A 20,713-nucleotide genomic window follows, 5' to 3' on the forward strand; every position below is an offset into this window, starting at 1 on the left:
TTTTTATGTGTAGATATCCATTATATCTTTTAGCATAGATAAAGCTTCCTCCCTTTTGCGTTGAAAAGTGTTACGTCCAATGATTGAACCATTACCACCACCCTGCTTAATTTCTTTCGCTTCATTGCATATGTCATCTACTTCCTTCGATTCGCCACCAGAAAAAACTACTATTCTTTTCCCTGCAAAACAAGATTTTTTAACATATTCAATTCTTTTAGATAATGATTCAATATTTTCTGTTTCTATCTTTTCTTTTTCCAAATATCTAGTTGGAAGCTTTACTTTGATTATATTAGCGCCAAGTAAAGCTGCTATGTGTGCAGCATAGGCAATAACATCAACTGCTGTTTCACCTTCTTTGGAAATTCCTTCACCACGTGGATAAGACCATAGCACTACTGCAAGCCCATAAGATTTGGCTTCAGCTACGATTTCACGAGCTTCTTCCATCATATCAAAACACTTGGCAGAACCAGGATATATAGTAAATCCAACAGCCAAGCAGCCCAAACGCAGCGCATCTTTCACAGAAGAGGTTATTGCTTGATCAGAAGTCAGATTTTTTGAATGTAAGGAGTTGGAACTATTAAGTTTCAAAATAAGTGGGAGCATTCCAGCATAAGTCGAAGCACCAGCTTCAATCATACCAAGTGGAGCAGCATATGCACTTACTCCCGAATCAACCGCAAGCTGAAAATGATAATGTGGGTCATAAGCATCGGGATTAACTTCAAAGCTTTTTATTGGCCCGTGCTCAAACCCTTGGTCTACAGGCAGAATCACTAACTTGCCAGTGCCACCAAGCTTTCCATGCATGAGAATACGAGTAAGGTTTGCTTTTACCCCGGGGTTTTCACTTTCGTAGTAGCTTAGAACTTGTTTTACTTTATCACTTATCACTATAATTCAAATTAAATTTAAGTTATAAATTGTAACAAAGATGAAGTTCAATACAAGGATTTTAAACTATATCAAAAGCAATTTTATTTGCTACTTTATTCATATAAATTCTTAATTTATTTTTTTTTGTTAATTTACGATTCAGTATTTCTTCCGCTAAGTAACTTTTTATCTCTTTTTCAATAAGTCTCTCTATCGGACGTGCTCCCATTTCTTTACTATAACCCATTTGTACAAGATAAGATTTCACTTCATCCTCTACCAAGCAGTTTATGCCTTTTTGCGTCAGTTGCTTTTTCAGTTCTAGGACAAATTTGTCCACAATATGCAAAATCACATCCGTACTTAAGTCAGAAAAAGAAATAATCGCATCAAGACGATTACGAAATTCAGGGCTAAAAACCTGTTCTATCGCTTTTTCACTATCACCAATGTTAAAATTTTTATGCCCAAAGCCAACAAAACTTTTGCTGCGTTCAACTGCTCCTGCATTAGTTGTCATAATTAAAATTATATTGGAAAAGTTAACTTTACGTCCGTAAGTGTCTGTAACACAACCATAATCCATAATTTGTAGCAATATATTATAGATATCGCTATGGGCCTTTTCAATTTCATCAAGCAACACAACACTATATTGATTGTTAGATACAGACTCTGTGAGTAATCCACCCTGATCATAACCTACATATCCAGGAGGAGAACCAATCATCCTTGATATCGTATGAGATTCAATGTATTCGGACATATCAAAGCGTATAAGATTCATGCCCATGCTTTCTGCTAATTGTTTTGCTAGCTCGGTTTTACCAACACCGGTTGGCCCTGCAAAAAGATAATTTGCTAAAGGCTTATTGTAATTTCTCAACCCAGATTTAGCAATTTTAATAGAACTAACAAGAGATTCTATTGCCTGCTCTTGGCCAAAAATCACCTTCTCTAGATTAGCTTTTAAAGACTTTACTTTCTGCAAATCATCAGATTCAGATCCGCAAGGCACATTTGTAATTCTAGTAATGGTATTCTTAATATCTCTACTATTTACAATTTTACCCCTGTTTCTTAGCAATTTACAATATGCTCCTGCCTCATCAATAACATCAACCGCTTTATCAGGTAATATTCGCCCAGTAATATACTTATGCGAAAGTTCAGCCGCAGACCTAATGGCATTCTTTGTATAATATACTCCATGATACCCTTCATAGTAGTGCTTTATACCATCTAGTATCTTTATCGTTTCATTAACAGAAGATTCTTTAACATTAATTTTTTGAAACCTTCTCGCTAGTGCTTTATCTTTTTCAAAACTAGTGCTGTATTCTCTATATGTAGTTGCACCTATACAACGCAGTGTACCTCTTGCAAGCGCAGGTTTGAGTAGGTTACCTGCATCAAGAAAGCTACCACTTGTAGAACCTGCTCCAATGATAGTGTGTATTTCGTCAATAAAAAGGATAGCACCTGGTTTTGCCTCAATCGCTTTTATTATAGATTTTATTCTCTCTTCAAAATCACCTCTGTAGCGTGTCCCTGCAAGGAGTGATCCTAAATCCAAAGCATAAATTACACTGGACCTGAGCGCACTCGGAACACTGCCTTCAATGATCTTCAATACCAAACCCTCAACTATTGTTGTTTTGCCAACACCTGGGTCTCCAACATATAAAGGGTTGTTTTTTCTACGCCTCAATAATATTTCTATAGTGCGATTTAATTCATAATCACGACCAATAACATAATCTATTTTTTTGCTTCTTGCATAGTCATTTAAATTTTTACAATAACTTTGTAGAATTTCCTCATCTTTTAGTAGCTCACCTTTATTTACTGTAGTAGGAGCGTCATTATTTTTATCAAGTTTTACTTTATGATCGGTGGTGTATTCATCTATATCGTTAGAGTATTTCATATTAGATATATGGTAAATCAAATTGGAATCTTTTGCACTTTGTTTCTGCAATAGATCTTCAACGTAGAAATCTTGCCCAGACAAAATTTCTACTAGAACACTTGCTCCATTTATTTCTTTTTTCCCCAAGCTATGAGCCCGTATTATTGCTCTGTGTATTATGCATTGAAACATTGAGCTAGGTTTAACTCCACTGATAATCAATTCAGAACTGCTTTGTAAAAACCCTTTTATATTATTATTATAATCATTAGCCTTAATATTGCATCTTGATAGAATGTTATCCATATTGATGATTTCATCGGCTCTGATATTACATCTTGATAAAACGTAATTTACGTCCACGTCTTTAGTTAACGCCAGCAATAAATGTTCTACTTTCGCATATTTTAGATTAAAATTAGAAGCAATGAGTAGCGCTCTATTCAAACTTGCCTCTAAGTTTTTGGAAATCATCTTCTATTCTCTTTAAAAGTGGGAACTCATATATAATGAATAGCACACAATTATTAAAAAAATTGAAATCCAGGAGTTCGCTGTAGCCAATTTGAATCCCCACTATGGATCTACGTCATAGCACCGCGATATCTCAGCATAGATTCCGCTAATGAGTAGCGGAATGACGAGTTTTACGCTTATCAAGTTGTAGGTAAATCCTATTTAATACGCTTTTTCTAGTACTCTGCTTTTCTTCTTAAATGCATTGATCTTTTTTCTACCGTATTTAGTCTTTAACGTACTTGGCCTTTTAAAGACCTTTTTGCTGTTACGTTTTTTAAATTGCACACTACAATCAAAATTTGGCTCTCCTTCTTTGTCTGCCAGTGCAGGCAGTCTTCTCTTATCTTGAGGTGTAACAAAAGATAGCGCATACCCTTCAGCTCCAGCGCGTGCAGTTCTACCTATACGATGAATATAGTCAGCTTGCGATTGTGGTGCATCATAATTGATAACATGTTGAATGTGGGGAATATCAAGGCCGCGAGAAGCAACATCTGTTGCAACCATGATTTGATTATGGCCACGACGAAAAGAATTAATGACCCTTTCGCGCTTGTGCTGCCTTAAATCACCATGAATTGCTAAAGCGCTATAGTCATCTTTGTGCAATCTGCTAGCTAGCTGATCCGCTCCTTGCTTTGTTTTGACAAAGATAATGATTGATCCTTCGCGCTGACATAGTTGTGTAACAAGCTTTTCATATTTTTCTGATTCTGATGCATAAACAATTTCTTGCTTAATTTTTACAGAAGTTGTAGTCTCACAATCAACAGAAATACGTTCTGGTCGATTAAGGTACTTCTCAGTAAGTTTAACTATATCACTAGGAAGAGTTGCAGAAAACATAAGAGTCTGCCGTATTTTTGGCAGATATTTCATGATCCCTTCAATTTGAATTCCAAAGCCCATATCAAACATACGATCCGTTTCATCAAGCACAAGAACGCTAACATTGCGAGTAATCAAAGTTTTACGCTCAATATGGTCTATAATACGACCAGGAGTACCTATTACAATTTGTGGTTTTTTCTGAAGCTGATTTAGCTGCTTAAAAATAGGCTCACCACCTATCAGCAAAGCGACCCTTAGTGCAGAATTTTGAAATAAGAGTTTTTTTATCTCATTTGTTACCTGATGCGCAAGCTCCCTGGTTGGCACAATGACTAAAGCTGAACCAGCGTTAGGCTCATTCAGCAACTTAGCAACCAACGGAATAGCAAATGCCAAAGTTTTTCCAGTTCCCGTTTGAGCAGATCCGAGAATATCTTTACCTTGTAGCGCTAAGGGAATCGCTTGTATTTGAATCGGAGTTGGGACGAAAAGATTATTTTTATCTAGAGCTTGTGTAAGCGAAGCTGGTAGACCCATCTCATGAAAATTATTCACAATACGTTAATCCTGTTAAAAGATTTCATAATAGATTAATCTTCCAATCTTAAATTTATTGCAGATTTTTTATCTTCTCCGTTTCTACCGCGCTCCTCTTTAACCTCATAACTCACCCTTTCTCCTTTTATTCCCTTCTCTTTATTCTCTCCTTTAAGTGTCTCAGGCCTTATTCCTGAACGTTCCAATGTGCTAATATGTACAAAAACATCACCCCCTTTACCTTCTGGCTTGATGAAACCATAGCCTTTTTCGGCATTAAACCATTTTACATTACCAAATTCCATTTAAACAACTCCTAAATTATTAACTAACATTACTAATGTGATGAAAAACTTTGAAATTACGATTGAGAATGCTTTAAGCTTAGCTATTGAAACTAAACCTTTATACTCCATAGTCTATTCTTAACATTACATGACAATAATACACAATTGTTGTACTTGATGCAAATAAATTTTTTAATCGTTAAGCGAACCTGCAACCGTCATTTCGCTAACTTTAATTGTCGGTGAATTAAATTGCCCACAAAAAGTTAGATCATCTGCAACGACTAAATTGCTAAACATATCCTTCAAATTGCTAGCAATGGTAATCTCATGTATTGGATACGTTATTTTTCCATCTTCTATAAAAAATCCGGAAGCGCCTTGGCTGTAATCACCATTGATTAAATTGATACCAAAACCAAATAAATCAGTTACATATACTCCCTTTTTCACTTCCTGAATTAATTCTTCAAACGATACATTACCATTCTCAATATAGAAGTTACTAGCTGCAGGAATAACTGCAGCATTACTTGCACGAGTTGCACTTCCGGTTGTTTCTGAGTTTAATTTTTTAGCCGAGTATAAGTCTAAAATCCAATTTTGTAATATTCCGTTTTTTACAAATATATTTTTTTTGCTAATTATCCCTTCTCCATCAAATGGTCTCGATGCTATGCCTCTTGGCAACAATGGATCATCGATAATATTAATTCTATCGTTGAAAATCTGAGCGTTTAAACTACCCCTCAAGAAAGAACTGTTGCTTATAATACTGCTCCCATTTATAGCAGAAGCAAAACTTTTTACTAGCCCTTTTGCTGCTCTTTTTTCAAAAATAACTGGAAATTTACCAGTTTTAATTGTACGTGAATTCAATTGATCAACTGCTCTTTTTGCTGCTTCTTTTCCTATTAACTCTGGCAACTTTAAATCACTAAAATTACATGCTATATCATAATCGTAACCAACCTTCATTTCACTTTCTCTTCCAGCAACAACAGAGACCTGATTAGCAAAGGTTGATTTACTAAACGAGCCAATAAAACCAGAAACAGTCGATAATACTGTATTCACTAAAGCGTATGAAGAAGAGGCTCCTTCAGAATTAGTGATACTCTTATGTGCAAGGGCTGAATTTTCTGCAGCTTCAGCAATTTCTTTTAGGTTATCAACGGTTACAACATTATTATCTGAGATACTTAAATCTGCAGAAGAGATATAATTACTACCATTTACAGCAAAATTAATGCAAGGATCTTCTGGCGCATTCTTTGCCATTTCTACCACTTGGCTTACCGTATCACTAAGATTATTCAAATCGTTTGTAGAAATATACGCAGCTTTGTTTTTACCTGCTATAGCTCTGATTCCTACAGTGCAATTTTTAGATTGTGATATTTGCTCAATTTTTGATAGACGCTGAGAAACTGAAGTTTTATTAGTCTCATATATTGTAACTTCCGCGTCTTGATTCTGCTTTTTTATTAATTTAGTGATATCTGCTGCAATATTTAATATATTCATTTTCTATTCCTTAGATTTTTATAAAGACTCTGCACCACCTATAACTTCAATTAAATCAGTTGTAATTGCTGCTTGACGAGAACGATTATAAAGCAATGCTAGTTTGTTCAGCATCTCTTTAGTGTTTCTGTTTGCTGATTCCATAGCAACCATTCTAGCACTATTCTCACTTGTTGCACTTTCAAGCAAAGCAGAGTAAAGAGCAATTACAACGTAATCTTGAACCAAAGATTTTAAAATAAATTCAATATTTTGTGGTTCATACTCATAGCCGTAATCTATTGTTGGATCAGCCAGAGAGTTGTCAATCAAGGATGAGTCTTCACTCCATGGTTTTATTGTTTCCAACATTGGTTTTTGCGTGAAGGTATTATAGAATTTACTATAAAAAACTTTAACTTTATCGTATTTACTTAAATCTATACCATCAACCAAAGCTTCTACGTGCTTTAACGTGATTCCCTTACTATTTTCAATTTTTAAGATACTTTTAGAGTCAAATCTATTTTTACCTACATCAAAAGCTTTTTTACCAAGAAATACAATATCTACTTTTTTGCCATTTGCGATTAACTTATTTTGACTAAATTTGACAATAGAAGAGTTAAAGTTGCCGCATAAGCCACGATCAGACGCAACAATGAATACTAGATAAGAATTGTCGTTACTGACATTTAGAATTTTTGCCAGTAATTTTTGATCAACTGATAGCATTAATGAAGAAATAATGCTATGCAGCTTAGATATATATAATTTTGAATTTGATAATTTCTTTTGGCTTTGTAATAACTTTGCTGCAGAAACCATTTGCATTATTTTCGTGGTTTTCTGGACAGACCTAATATTCTTAATTCTTAAGGATAATTCCTTTAAGCTCTTCATTTTGTATACAACTCTATTTATTAAAAATATATAACTGTTAGTGTCTAAAAGCAAGTTTTTTTGACATTAAAACCAAGTCTAACTAAGAAACTTGCAGGTTTATTGTTTGAAGATAAGGATTATATTAAGAAAGTGTTCTAACTTCAGCAATATCAATGTGAAAGTAGCCTAATGGTAATTTCTATACCATCACACTTTGTGGAATCTTATAATACATAATAAATACAATTAAAACTATTACAACTTGAACACTTATAATCCCATTGCTTTAGTTCTCTGTTACAATTTTTACACTTCCAGCCTGGATCAGGCAAAGCTTCTGAGCCCATCTTGTTTAGCCAATAAATTACCTTGTCGTGTTCTTGCAATGTAACCTTGAGCTGTATTACAATAAAGTAGATTGACATGTAATTAGCTTTTTTGATAGCAGTGTCTAAATATTGACTTGCAAGATCATATTTACCTGAACTCATTGAGGACAAAGCAAGTAAACAGTAACTAAAATAATAATCAGGGCGTAAGTTGTATAGTCTTTCAGCACCTTTACTATTTAAATTGATGTACATTCTAGCTGACTGAGGAGTAGGATTTACTGCATATTCTATCTCTAGCACTGCAGAAGCTTTTCTGATTTTTCCAAGTTTAATATATAATTCTGCCTTTAAATAATTGATGGGCCGAAAAGTTGCATAATAACTTTGTGCTCTGAATAAAGACTTTATAGCCCCTTTAAAATCCCCTTTACTTTCATATTGTTTTGCCAAAGCACAATAAAAAACTGCAAACATTTCTTTATGGTCAAAGGGAAGAAAAATATTGAACTTAACTGCTTCCTTTAATCTCAAAATTGCATTAATCCAATCTTCTTTCAATATGCAATGCTCTATTTGAAAGGGAATAGATAGCATTTTATCGTTGATTGAGCTAGAGCAATATTCTATAAATTTTTGAAAGACTACCTTTTCTTGTTTGAGGTAAACAATTAGCTTATTGGCTAGAAGTAGAGCTAAGTTACGATTTTTATTTGCAATGTCTGTTAAACCATTACTGAAAAAGCTGTAATTTCCCGTCTTACCTGAGTTAAAGAGCTTTATTAAAGACAACCTATCGCTCTTCTCATTTAGACTTTTAACTACCTTTTGGGCGTTCTCTATATTGTCTAAGTCTATGCTAAAGAAAGCTTCAAAGAGAAGCAATTCTTCCCTATCCCTTCTTCTATTTCTTATGTTGGCAAATGTTGATGAAATGGAGGAAAAAAAGCATACAAGTGTAATTAATAAAAATAACAAAACTACACAAGTAAAAATAATGAAATATAGATCAATACTTATAGTGTAATTGCCTAATTCTAATTTTATTACTTCACCACTTACCTTGACCCATATGCCAAATAAAAACGAAAAAGCGAAAATTATAAAATAAATCATGAGATATATTGTAATAAGTGATGATATATTGTTGAAATATTCTTAGAAGCTACAATAAGACCATTCAATTTATTCAGCCATGGCTTGAATTCTGGGTGTGCTAAATCTCCTATTGTAGTAGCTATGCTCTGCCAATCATTATCGTTTATTGACTCCTCAATTTCCGCAAATTTTACTCTTAATGGATCATTCCGGTCGTCTACCTTTATCCAGTTTGAAATGATTTTTTTTAATAATGTACTTTTATTGTAGTTAATAACAGCAATGGTTTTTTCAAAAGATAATTTTAATTCATGTAAAGTATTTATCTCTTTCACATTTTCTAATTCATTCATTGCATTTTCTATCTCTGGATCGTCAAGCTCTGATATCAAAGGCTTTATTGAATTTATATGATTATCAAATTTTGCTTCTCGCAATAACGAATCCTTCATTTTAACCACAAGTAATAGCAATTTTGCAAGGTTCTTACATCTTGAGTTATTATCACCTTGCTCACACTGAGTATGCTGACTTCTCTTTAAGTCAAATATCCTTTTTTCCGTTCTAGATTGATTAACTTCAAGCAACATTCTAAGCTCATCCACGCCTTCCATTAAAATTTTCACATTATTTTCACTCTCTTGCTGATTTATTTTAAAAAAGATTATGTTATTTATTGCGATGTAACCGGTAAATAACAATACAATTAAGAACCAACCTATGTACTTTTGCTGAGTATCATTCATAACGTAGTATCTCCGCAGGATCTTGTGCAGCTGCCTGCAATGCAGGAGCAATTGTCGCTAAAAATGATAAGAATAACGCAAGTGCAGAAATATTTACTACGTCTTGGGGTACTAATATCACTGGCAAACTTGAAAAAAAGTATATCATAGGATCAAACAGCTTGACGTTAGTAACGTTTTCTAAAAATACTCTAATACTTTCGATATTGAGAGAAAAAACGACACCTATAATACAGCCAAGACAAGTTCCCGTAAAACCGATTAATAGACCACAAGCACAAAATATGCGCATAATGCTTCCACTTGTTGCACCAAATGTACGCATAATTGCAATCGCGGATTTCTTTTCTTGCACTATCATCATTAAATTTGAGATAATATTAAACGCTGCTACAACTATAATCAAAGTAAGAATTAAAAACATCACATTTCTTTCAGTTTCTAAAGCACTAAAATAATGGCTTTGCTGTGATTGCCAACTTTCAGCTTCCATTCCTATTTCTTTTTCTATAGCATCTGCTAGCTTATTAGCTCTAGTAACGTCGTCTACAAGTACTTCTATATTTTTTATACTATTTTCATAATTAAAAAAGGCTTGTGCTGATTTTAGAGGCATATATATCAAGGTATTATCATACTCAAACATACCCATATCAAATATTGCTATAACTTTATATTTTTTCATTCGCGGCATTTCACCAAGTAATGCATCAAATTCTTCAGATGATATAAACGTAATTTCGTCGCCATAGTCAACGTTCAAAGCTTCTGCCAATCGTGCTCCTATTATTATCCCTTCATCAAATTTTTTTACATCACCTATAATTACATTATTTGTAACGGCAGTACTATCAAGCAAATCTTTAGTTGACATACCTCGCACTACGCTACCTGCAATTTTACCATTTGCTACAATAATAACTTGATCATTGGTCATAGGAGTAGCTTTTAATATACCAGGAATTTTCTCAATAGATTTCGAAACTGTGCAGTAATCTGAATTTATGTTCCTATCAAAATAAACATTAATATGGCCATCAATGCCAAGTATTGAGTCAAGCAACTTTGCTCTGAATCCGTTCATCACAGACATCACCACTATTAGCGTTGCAACTCCAAGGGCAATGCCGATAATAGAGAACAAAGTCATTATAGAGCAAAATCTGGCATTTTTCGCTCGCAAATAGCAAGCAGCCATAGTAATTTCAAAGGCAATGGACATTACAAAATATTTTGAGGTTAAACATTATATTTTTGAAACTTCGTATAATTGTAGACTTTTCTTTATTTGAAAACTAGAGATTTTTGCTTCCTTAAATTTAGCAGACTTATAGAGTATCTTTAACATTAGAATTTCAAAATCTTCCATATACATCATCCAACCTCACTATATCATTATCAGATAAATGCTCTCCTATCTGAAATTCAACTATTTCAAGTGGAGAGCTTGTGCTTCTATAACATAAAAGAAATCAAGAATATTATTGGCTTTATTCAATAAGTTATGATACTTTCCTTCCATAATTTTCAAATTGTACAACTAGTTGCTTTACATTTACATCTGTGAGAAGAGCATTTTTGCTAACATGAGGTCTCGGATCAGATTTTGCTGATAAGGGATTCATCTGAGATATTTCATCCCTCATTGGAAATAAGCAAGATTGGAAAGCAACTTTTGGTGATGGCCTAGTTTTTTTCTCCACATCTATATTCACTTGCGCAACAGGAGTAGTCCTGCTTTCAATAGTTTGCGCATTAGGATTTTCTTTTGCTTGATTTTGTTTGAATTTTTTTCTTATCTCTTGTACTTTAATATCGATATTATAATTAATTTCTTTTTCCATAGAAGATACTACCATTCCTAGCTTTGTGCTTGATTTTTGATCAGCATGACCTAAATTTTTAAGTTTTGGTGGTAATTCAGGTTTATCTTTAGTTGATTTAGGAACAGTTTCTACTACTTTTGGTTTTTGTCTAACTTCTTGACCAGCAGCAAACATTTTTTTTGGCAATGGGGGTGCTATTGATGGTTTTGGCAATATTGGAGGTTTAGATTGTTGTTTTTGTTTAAGTTCTCTTTTTGCTTCTATATGTTTTTTAGGAACTGTTGCACAAATTGGCTCTTCTTTAGACGATTTTGAACTTTGTGAATTTTCTGTTAAAATTTTACTCTTCTTCTCTTGATAATTTGATATCTCTTTGTATCCAGGCTTTGCATCTAATGAATTTCCATGGCCTGAATCATTATAATTAACATCCACTTGTCTATCTTCTTTTAGAAAACTGCGTTCTGGCTTTTCTGGAGCTATTGCAATATTTCCTCTTTCAACTTGCTCCAAACCTGAAATTTTACGACAAGCCTCTAGATATTCAAAGATTGTCATTGAAGTAGGAGGAGGTAATTTATCAATAAAACTACTTATATTCTTAACTGGAACATTTCTTCCGAAGATTCTATTCAATATTCCCTTTAATATCTTAAGAATTGATGACCTTCCATTTATCGATTTTACATAATCAATTGAGTCACCACGTATAACAAACTTAGCTACATCTTCTGCCTTATCTGTAAAACGCTTTAATGCCTGAGATAAATCCCTTACCGTTTTATTATAATGTCTAATAGTTACTAACTCATCTCTTGCTTTTATAGCTTCTTTAAGGAAACCGAGATTTTCTCTATAATTGTCACTTTTAAATGGATCCTTCATATTAATTACAACTCATTATTTATTAAAATATGGGTATAGGTTTAAAATATTAAGATTTAGTAAATATTATTTTTTACATAAAGAAGCTATACCCATATTATAAATTGCCAACAAATGCATTTATGGCGTTACCATATTCTTCCATATACATCATCCAATCTCACTATATCATTATCAGATAAATGCTCTCCTATCTGAAATTCAACTATTTCAAGTGGAGAGCTTGTGCTTCTATTTTCAATCCTATGGGAAACTTCCCTTGGGATTTCTATCATATGGTCTTTTGCTATAGCATATTCTTTGTCTTCTAAACTAACATACCCAACTCCTGATAGCACTATATGGCATTCATCTCTATAGTGATGAAATTGCTTAGAAGTGCAGCTTAATGGATTTATAAAAAGATATTTTATAAGAAAATTTTCGCTCATTAAAATTATACTACAAAATCCCCATGGTTTAACTTCTTTCCTTATCGCCTTTACTTTCTTAACTTTATGAATAAATGAAATTAGGCTTTTGTTTAGTTGCTTACAAGCTCCACTTAATAAATTCTTTGCATTACTTTCTGCCACCCAAGTAACTGACACTGGTTCTTTTTTTCTGGTTACTTGCTGAAATGATGCCGGTTCTTTACTAAACTTCTCACTCAATTCTAAAACTGAATTCCAAGTTCCAACATCCAACCAATCGAAATTAGCTTCTATCATTGCAACGTTTTTTGCTTTTTCCATTACCAAGTAATCAATAGATATGCCTTCAATTCCTGCAAAATCTCGTTGTTTTAAATATAGAAATCTCTCTTGCGGTGTGAAATGTTTCACACTTGCAAAACATGAATTGTAAAGATTCGGGGCAGATTTTTTGATCTCATCTATGTAGCGTTTTGCTTTAAATACAAATATTCCAGAGTTCCAATAATGATCGTTACTTAACTTACGCTCGGGTTTTTCTGTAAAATCTTTCACTATATGACATTTTTCTTTCTGATCATATACTGCATTTATATAGCCGTATTCAGAATTGAATTCATGAGGCTTAACCCCAAAAGTTACTATAGAGTTAGTTTCAGAGGCTAACTTAGACGCTTTCTCAATAGAAGCATAAAAATTATTTAAATCGCCTATGAAATGATCTGAAGGCAGAATTAACATTGTCTCGTTTTCATTGCAGAGAAGTGCAGCAATTAATATCGCCGCTGCTGTTCCAATTTTCACTGGTTCGAAAATCACTTTATATTCTCGCAGCGCATGCAACTCCTTCTTCACTAACGACTCGTACTGTATATTTGTGGTAATTATGGGTGGCATATAACTACTTTTTAGCCTCAACAAAGTGTTGTGAAACATAGTGTTCTGACTAAATATTTTCTGAAATTGCTTTGGCTTAGATAAAGGCCAAAGTCTACTGCCACTACCACCACACAATATTACAGGACGCATTTAGTTAAGATATTAATTAAATAATTAATATCTTATACCGAGGATAAAATGCATGCAAGTTTTTGTTGTGGAATAGTTAAGATAGAGAGTAGATATTCAGCAGAGTAATGGCTAACTAGCGAGAAGATGCTTGAATTCTTTCATCTTGCAATGAATTTCGTTTGCTTAGTACTTTATCAGCATGGTTGCTCAATTTCTCCTGAGCAATAGCCTTTTTTCTAGACTCAGCTATGCTTTCATTATTTAAGCTTTTTCCAACACCTGGTTCTCTAGATTTATCTATACTTTCACTACTTTTATTTGACGGCTTCTCCAAGCCTTTTTCAATACCTGGTCTTCTAGCGTCAAGCTCATCCCACGTACCTATAATTGTATCGAGATTAGGGCACTTTTCTTTTTGTTCTGCTTCTCTTTCTCCACCTTTAATAACATTAAAGTCACTTTTTGCTTCTTCCCAACATCCTTTCAATTGGTGTTTCCACATAGTAAAGTAAGCATCACCATATTTTTTCTCATTTGCTACAAACAATAAAATTGGAGCCTTAAGTATTGTAGCTACCATATTTACTGAATTCTTCACTGCCATCGCAGGGGTGAACAAAAGATAGCCAAAAGACTTTGCAATTGGGTTTTGTTTGCTTATTAAATGCTCCCCTAATTTTATAGGAAGAGAAGTCAACAATTTAGTACAAACTTTAGCCAAGCTTGCAACGAAAATAATAGGAACAGATATAAGACTTTTATCTAGCTCCAAGTTATTATTCTGATCTCTAATTTCTGAAAAATGGGTGCTTAGCTTCTTGTAATCACTAGTGTATAGTAATTTTCCATTTCTTCCTTTTTCATCAACAACTTCCTGAACTTTACCTTCTTTATTTTTTACCTCTTTAGTTAGCACAGAAGAGTTAGTTAATTCAAACGGATATTGAGAATCCTTAGTTTTTTCAGCTTCAAAAATTGGAATATGTTTTTCAAGATCGATTTTTAAAAACCCAAATGGTTTATAATATTTACTATAATAACTACGATTGCTACTGCGAAACTCGCGTGCATCTTTATCTGGGTCAACTAAAAAGTTAATAGTGAAGTAGTGAAATTTTACACTTTTCTCTTTACTTCCAGTGCTTTCAACAGGAGCTAAATCAAAACTTGGTTGTCTTCCATCTTTGTCTTCCTCGCCATATAAAAGTTTATATATAGTCTCATCCTTGCTATTCTTAGCTTCTATAATTTTCCCAGATTTTGCAATTTCATCGTAATTTTTTGGGTACTGACATTTCCTTCTATCATACGTAATTACCTTTCTAAGGTCTTTTACATAAGTTGTGCTAGGCTCAGATGAAGTAAATAGGCTCCTTACTCCTAGCGTAAGACTTGCAAGCATATTGTTAAACCAGAATCACTATAACTTAATAATAAAATGAGTATGTTAATAATATGTTAACACAGAACCGGTGATTTTACAAAAAAATATGCCTGTAGAAGATAAAGATTGTAAAAGCAAGAACTATATAAGTAATGCTTGATAAGTACTTTATGCATGTAATTGTAAAAATCCTTAGAGATACGCTGTGTATATAATCTTCACACACTACCTGCATTCCAAGAACTGCGTGCCAAAAAATGCAATACAACAATACAACAAAAAATAAAAGCTCTAAAGGGTGATTAATAAATTTTTCACTAAAAGACAAAGAGCTATCAGTATAAAATGCGCAAGAAAATGAATAGATAAACCAAGGAAACAGGAATAGTAAAATTACCGCAGAAACACGCTGGACCCACCAATGATGTACTGAATTTCCAGATTGACTCATATAAACATAAATAAAAAAGCCATAGTAGAAAGAAGTAGCGTTACTGTCAGCAGTATAGCACTCCTTGAAACGCCAGTAATTTCTAAATTAAGCCCAACATCCCACAATAAATGACGAATACCATTAAGAAAATGATATACAAAACTTATAAAACATAAGACATAAGCTAATTTAGCAACAGGAGTGAATAATAATGCATTTAAGTACCTTACTATAAGTAACTCAGGAAAGTAAACATGTAATATGAAATACCAAGAAAGTATCATTAATAAAAGGAATAGCAAGATACCAGTCAATCTGTGCATAATAGAGAAAAAACTAGTAACTTGTACTTTATATATTTGTAAATGTGGAGAAAGAGGTCTATCACTCATAAAATTCCGTTATCGGGAAATTAAAATAAAGTAGAAGTAAAGACAGCAGTATAGCACATAACAACACCATCATTAAAAATGGTAAGTTATGTGCAAAGCCTAAGGAGGTAATCCAGCTGCAGATTCCCCTACTGCTACCTTGTTACGACTTCACCCCAGTCACCGATCCCACTTTAAATAACTCCCTCCTTGCGGTTAGGTCGTTAGCTTCGAGTGAAACCAATTCCCATGGCGTGACGGGCAGTGTGTACAAGACCCGAGAACGTATTCACCGTGGCGTGCTGATCCACGATTACTAGCGATTCCAACTTCATGCACTCGAGTTGCAGAGTACAATTCGAACTGAGATGGCTTTTAAGGGATTGGCTTAGCCTCGCGACTTTGCAGCCCATTGTAGCCACCATTGTAGCACGTGTGTAGCCCACTCCATAAGGGCCATGATGACTTGACATCATCCCCACCTTCCTCCAGTTTATCACTGGCAGTTTCCTTAAAGTCCCCAGCATTACCTGATGGTAACTAAGGATGAGGGTTGCGCTCGTTGCGGGACTTAACCCAACATCTCACGACACGAGCTGACGACAGCCATGCAACACCTGTGTGAAACCCGGCCGAACCGACCCTATCCCTTCGAATAGGTATAATTTCCATGTCAAGGAGTGGTAAGGTTTTTCGCGTTGCATCGAATTAAACCACATGCTCCACCGCTTGTGCGGGTCCCCGTCAATTCCTTTGAGTTTTAATCTTGCGACCGTAGTCCCCAGGCGGAATGTTTAACGCGTTAGCTGTAATACAGAAAGTAAACTTCCCATATTTAACATTCATCGTTTACAGCGTGGACTACCAGGGTATCTAATCCTGTTTGCTCCCCACGCCTTCGCGCATCAGCGTCAGATTTGAACCAGATAGACGCCTTCGCCACTGGTGTTCCTCCTAATATTTACGAATTTCACCTCTACACTAGGAATTCCTCTATCCTCTTTCAATCTCTAGACTAGCAGTTTTAAAAGCAATTCCAAGGTTGAGCCTTGGGATTTCACTTTTAACTTACTAATCCGCCTACGCGCCCTTTACGCCCAATGATTCCGAATAACGCTAGCCCTCTCCGTATTACCGCGGCTGCTGGCACGGAGTTAGCCAGGACTTCTTCTGTGAGTACCGTCATTATCTTCCTCACTAAAAGAGCTTTACAACCCAAAGGCCTTCTTCACTCATGCGGCATGGCTGGATCAGGCTTTCGCCCATTGTCCAATATTCCCCACTGCTGCCTCCCGTAGGAGTCTGGACCGTATCTCAGTTCCAGTGTGGCTGATCATCCTCTCAGATCAGCTATAGATCATTGCCTTGGTAGGCTATTACTCCACCAACTAGCTAATCTAATATAGGCTCATCTAATAGCAATAAATTTTTCCCCCGTAGGGCGTATACGGTATTAGTTGCCGTTTCCAACAATTATTCCGTACTACTAGGTAGATTCCTATACATTACTCACCCGTCTGCCACTAAGTTATATCATAGCAAGCTACAATATAACTCCGTTCGACTTGCATGTGTTAGGCCTGCCGCCAGCGTTCATTCTGAGCCAGGATCAAACTCTCAAATTTAGACTTCAACCTATAAAAGGTTGAGGGTACATCGGATAAATCCGATAAAAAACAATTTAGCTTAATACTGCTGTCTTTATTTCTACTTTAGAAATATTTTAATCTCCAACTATTCAAACAACTTTGAGAATATTATTATGTGATATAATCACTATGTCAATATGTTTTTGCAAATCAAAAGCATTAATGTATAAATATATAACTATTTGGAATACTACCATGAAAAAATACATCTTTCTGCTTGCACTCGCACCAATGTTAATTGGCATCACATTATACTTATTGCGCAACATTGATAACACAAAACAATCTATAACTGCGGGTGACAAGTTTTACGAAGTATTATTCTTTAAAAAAGATAATAAGCCGCTGCTAGAAGAAATAGATTCAAATTGGGAGTATTTAGCAAATTTTGAACGCGCATTCAATCATATCTCAGATTCAATGCCAACAGACACAGCATCTATTTATAATGATTTGGCAGATAATAAAGATGCTCCTAATGTTTTGCGTGAGTTAGCACAATACTTAGAAGTAATGAGCTTACTTCACTCCAACGGTGAGAAAATAAATAAAGATAAAATTGATAATTTAGAATCAAGCACAGTGTATCCTTATTCAAGCCAAGAAGCTATCGCTGTAGTAAAGATACATAATAACGACATTAAAGGTGCAACTGAAATATTGCGTTCCCTATTAAATGACAGAAAATGCCCTATCCTAATCAAAGCTAATGCACAAGAGCTACTCAGGATATATGGGAGTTAACTCATTAGACTTTTTGCATAGCTTTTGGCAGCGTGTTGAGAAACGAAAAACTTGCTTGACAAGCTTCGCCAGCCCCCTTATCATGAAACTGAAGTTATTTATTTATCTTCTCTGTACAGATTAAATGACAAAAAAACTCAACGTATTTGGCGTCTCATGTTTAATTTTTTGCACTATGTGCACCTTATGTCTTTATCAAATTTCTGGGTTTTTACCTACACAAGCTGAAATACGCTTATAAAGCATTTAAAACATCAAAAAACGCCAACTTAAAAAATGGATAGTGAATAACTAGCTACCCTAGGGTTTCTTTTGCCTTTTTTTCTGTTTAGTAAATTTCTTAACGTTTATAATTTAGATTAGTTGCGGTTTAAAAGCAGCTGAATCGCGGTTATTAAGCGTTTAGAATAAAAAAACGCCATACTTGAAAGTATAATGTAAGTAATTAGCCAACCACGGGGCTTCTTTTGCCTTTTTTTTCGTTTGGTAAATTTCTTAAACATTTATAGCTAAACGACAACCGTCATCCCGCTACGTGTTAGCGGGATCTCTTGTTAGCGGCTGAGATACCGCGGCGGTATGACGGTTCGCGGCGGTATAGTAACTCGTCATCCCGCTACGTATTAGCGGCTGAGATACCGCGGCGGTATGACGGTCTGCGGCAGTATGACGTAGGACTGCTGTCATTCCAGTCTGGAATCTAGTTCTTATTGTACATTTACTTGGTGTAGAGTTAAGTTTCCTGGATCTAAGTAGTCAAGGTACTGGGATGACAGTGCGCCGTAGAAACACGGGAAGTGTTGAAGCTATGCAATAGATGAAGGTAGGTCCTTCAAAGCCGGTTTGCAAGAGCAGGCTTTAAACTACCATAAGCTGCTTTGGCAAGGTGGTGAGCGTTATGGAAAAGGCGCAATTATGCGTCATGTGTGAAATAGAGAGATGAACGTAAGTGAACCACTGATGAAGTGTCGAAACCTGTTGTATGGCGTCAAAACCAGGGGTTTGTTGTAACCTGGTATCGGGAGCTTGCTTACTGGGTAGATAACGTCCGGCATAAAGGTGGCATGAATCTATTTTAGGCTATTGTGTGGAACTACGGGAACCTGTCGTTTCGATGATAAGGGAGAAGTCCAAGGAGCTGATCTCTGAGGATGAGAGTACCGATGCGGAAAACAGAGCTCGTAGTAGTGAAGAAGTTTCTGTAATGGAAATGGAGCAAAGGAGCTGAGTTATTCAGTTTTAATTATTTGTCAACTGAAAGGGAGGAGTAAATGAATAAAACAAAGTCTTTTGATATACCGAAGCAACTTATTTGGAGAGCTTATAAACAAGTATCGAAAAATAAAGGTGCTGCTGGTGTGGATGAGGTTTCGATAACAAAGTTTGAAGAAAATCTAAAAGATAATCTGTACAAGCTATGAAATCGGATGTCATCCGGAACCAGAGCCAGTAAAAGCTGTAGCAATACCGAAAGATACGGGAGGAGGACAAAGAATTTTAGGTGTTCCTTCAGTATTCGACAGGATAGGGCAAACGGCTGCTTCTATGTATCTTGAGCCGCTAGTAGAGCCAAAATTCCACGAAGATTCATATGATTATAGACTAAATAAATCAGCACTGGATGCGGTAGATACAGCACGCAAAAGATGCTGGAAGTACGATTGGACGATAGATCTTGATATATCCGGATTTTTCGACAATCTGGATCACGAATTAGTTTTGCAAGCTATCAAGAAACATACAAACTGCAAATGGGTCACACTGTACATTGAAAGGTGGATGAAAGCCCCTATTCAACAAGCAGATGGCACTAGGGAAGTGAGGGATAAGGGAGTTCCGCAAGGAGGTTCTGTAAGCCCAATCATTTCTAACATATTTATGCATCATGCATTTGATATGTGGATGAGGCAAAACTACCCCACAATACCATTTGAGAGGTATGTAGATGATGCGATAGTGCACTGCAAAACTAGGAGACAGGCAGACTTTATGAGAGTAACGATCGAAGAAAGATTGGCACAATGTAAGCTAAAACTGCATCTTGAAAAGACACAAATTGTGTACTGCAAGGATGACAATAGGAGAGATGAGTTTCCAATACAAAGTTTTGATTTCCTGGGTTACACATTTAGACCCAGGTTAGCAAGAAATAAAATAGGAAAGCATTTTGTTTCATTTCTTCCTGCGATTAGCAACAAGGCCAAGAAAAATATCACTACAACCATAAGGTCATGGAAAATACTACGCAATACACACAAAACATTAGAGGAAATATCAAAGATAGTGAATCCAATAGGGCTTTGTTGCATCGCTAGCTATGATGGATTAAAGATAAAAAAGATAGAGAATATCAGTAGCTTATTATTCTGGTATTTATAACAAGAACGGTCAGTGAATACCTAAATTTGAGTAAAAGAAATTTCACTACCACTCACTAATCCGGCTAAAATTTAAGAATTTCA

The 20,713-nt window shown here is 35.1% G+C and carries 19 protein-coding genes and 1 rRNA gene; 4 read left to right on the forward strand and 16 right to left on the reverse strand.

Annotated features, from left to right (window positions below; genetic code table 11):
• Positions 1 to 3 precede the first annotated feature (3 nt).
• From OPR48_RS06115 to OPR48_RS06190, 16 genes are all read right to left on the reverse strand, one after another.
• A complete protein-coding gene (locus OPR48_RS06115) occupies positions 4 to 900 on the reverse strand; it encodes a class I fructose-bisphosphate aldolase (RefSeq protein WP_265026651.1) in 897 nt (298 codons plus the stop codon).
• A gap of 64 nt (positions 901 to 964) precedes the next feature.
• Positions 965 to 3,271: an AAA family ATPase gene (locus OPR48_RS06120; RefSeq protein ID WP_265025863.1), complete on the reverse strand. Its 2,307-nt coding sequence runs from the start codon at positions 3,269 to 3,271 to the stop codon at positions 965 to 967.
• 204 nt (positions 3,272 to 3,475) lie between these two features.
• Positions 3,476 to 4,702: a DEAD/DEAH box helicase gene (locus OPR48_RS06125; protein WP_265025864.1), complete on the reverse strand. Its 1,227-nt coding sequence runs from the start codon at positions 4,700 to 4,702 to the stop codon at positions 3,476 to 3,478.
• A gap of 35 nt (positions 4,703 to 4,737) precedes the next feature.
• Positions 4,738 to 4,989: a cold-shock protein gene (locus tag OPR48_RS06130; protein ID WP_064124857.1), complete on the reverse strand. Its 252-nt coding sequence runs from the start codon at positions 4,987 to 4,989 to the stop codon at positions 4,738 to 4,740.
• Positions 4,990 to 5,163: 174 nt separating this feature from the next.
• A complete protein-coding gene (locus OPR48_RS06135; RefSeq protein WP_265025865.1) occupies positions 5,164 to 6,498 on the reverse strand; it encodes a TldD/PmbA family protein in 1,335 nt (444 codons plus the stop codon).
• A gap of 18 nt (positions 6,499 to 6,516) precedes the next feature.
• Positions 6,517 to 7,380 carry an ATP synthase F1 subunit gamma gene (gene atpG / locus OPR48_RS06140; RefSeq protein ID WP_265025866.1) on the reverse strand — a complete coding sequence of 288 codons (864 nt, stop codon included), beginning with the start codon at positions 7,378 to 7,380 and terminating at the stop codon, positions 6,517 to 6,519.
• Between the two features lie 206 nt (positions 7,381 to 7,586).
• Positions 7,587 to 8,807, reverse strand: a complete 1,221-nt coding sequence (locus OPR48_RS06145; RefSeq protein WP_265025867.1) for a heme biosynthesis protein HemY — start codon at positions 8,805 to 8,807, stop codon at positions 7,587 to 7,589.
• Positions 8,804 to 9,535, reverse strand: a complete 732-nt coding sequence (locus OPR48_RS06150) for a hypothetical protein (RefSeq protein WP_265025868.1) — start codon at positions 9,533 to 9,535, stop codon at positions 8,804 to 8,806. Before OPR48_RS06150 ends, OPR48_RS06145 begins: the two co-directional genes overlap by 4 nt.
• Positions 9,528 to 10,757, reverse strand: coding sequence for a lipoprotein-releasing ABC transporter permease subunit (locus OPR48_RS06155; protein WP_265025869.1), 1,230 nt, complete (start codon positions 10,755 to 10,757; stop codon positions 9,528 to 9,530). The genes OPR48_RS06150 and OPR48_RS06155 overlap by 8 nt, the downstream gene beginning before the upstream one ends.
• 24 nt (positions 10,758 to 10,781) lie before the next feature.
• Positions 10,782 to 10,904 (reverse strand): hypothetical protein, encoded by a 123-nt coding sequence (locus OPR48_RS06160; protein WP_265025870.1) that lies wholly within the window; start codon positions 10,902 to 10,904, stop codon positions 10,782 to 10,784.
• 133 nt (positions 10,905 to 11,037) lie between these two features.
• On the reverse strand, positions 11,038 to 12,246 hold the full coding sequence (locus OPR48_RS06165; RefSeq protein WP_265025871.1) for a hypothetical protein: 1,209 nt from the start codon (positions 12,244 to 12,246) through the stop codon (positions 11,038 to 11,040).
• A gap of 128 nt (positions 12,247 to 12,374) precedes the next feature.
• Positions 12,375 to 13,688 (reverse strand): sugar phosphate nucleotidyltransferase, encoded by a 1,314-nt coding sequence (locus OPR48_RS06170; RefSeq protein WP_265025872.1) that lies wholly within the window; start codon positions 13,686 to 13,688, stop codon positions 12,375 to 12,377.
• A gap of 115 nt (positions 13,689 to 13,803) precedes the next feature.
• Positions 13,804 to 15,072, reverse strand: coding sequence for a hypothetical protein (locus OPR48_RS06175; RefSeq protein ID WP_265025873.1), 1,269 nt, complete (start codon positions 15,070 to 15,072; stop codon positions 13,804 to 13,806).
• 76 nt (positions 15,073 to 15,148) lie between these two features.
• Positions 15,149 to 15,505: a succinate dehydrogenase, hydrophobic membrane anchor protein gene (sdhD, locus tag OPR48_RS06180; protein ID WP_265025874.1), complete on the reverse strand. Its 357-nt coding sequence runs from the start codon at positions 15,503 to 15,505 to the stop codon at positions 15,149 to 15,151.
• Complete coding sequence (gene sdhC / locus OPR48_RS06185; RefSeq protein WP_010963112.1) at positions 15,502 to 15,879, reverse strand: succinate dehydrogenase, cytochrome b556 subunit; 378 nt, start codon at positions 15,877 to 15,879, stop codon at positions 15,502 to 15,504. Before sdhC ends, sdhD begins: the two co-directional genes overlap by 4 nt.
• Positions 15,880 to 15,979: 100 nt before the next feature.
• Positions 15,980 to 17,483 (reverse strand): 16S ribosomal RNA (locus OPR48_RS06190).
• Between the two features lie 153 nt (positions 17,484 to 17,636).
• On the opposite strand from OPR48_RS06190, the gene OPR48_RS06195 reads away from it, so the two are divergent.
• The 4 genes from OPR48_RS06195 (at position 17,637) to OPR48_RS06210 (ending at position 20,630) form a co-directional block, all read left to right on the forward strand.
• The gene (locus OPR48_RS06195; protein WP_265025875.1) at positions 17,637 to 18,251 is read left to right on the forward strand and encodes a hypothetical protein; all 615 of its coding nucleotides are present in this window, start codon (positions 17,637 to 17,639) and stop codon (positions 18,249 to 18,251) included.
• A gap of 1,087 nt (positions 18,252 to 19,338) precedes the next feature.
• Positions 19,339 to 19,479: a hypothetical protein gene (locus tag OPR48_RS06200; RefSeq protein WP_265025876.1), complete on the forward strand. Its 141-nt coding sequence runs from the start codon at positions 19,339 to 19,341 to the stop codon at positions 19,477 to 19,479.
• A 43-nt stretch (positions 19,480 to 19,522) separates the two neighbouring features.
• Positions 19,523 to 19,672, forward strand: coding sequence for a hypothetical protein (locus OPR48_RS06205; RefSeq protein WP_265025877.1), 150 nt, complete (start codon positions 19,523 to 19,525; stop codon positions 19,670 to 19,672).
• 103 nt (positions 19,673 to 19,775) lie between these two features.
• Entirely contained in the window at positions 19,776 to 20,630 is an 855-nt protein-coding gene (locus tag OPR48_RS06210; protein WP_265026652.1) for a reverse transcriptase/maturase family protein, read from the forward strand.
• The last annotated feature ends 83 nt before the right edge of the window (positions 20,631 to 20,713 follow it).

It is taken from the genome of Wolbachia endosymbiont (group A) of Bibio marci (assembly GCF_947251645.1).
Taxonomy (GTDB): domain Bacteria; phylum Pseudomonadota; class Alphaproteobacteria; order Rickettsiales; family Anaplasmataceae; genus Wolbachia.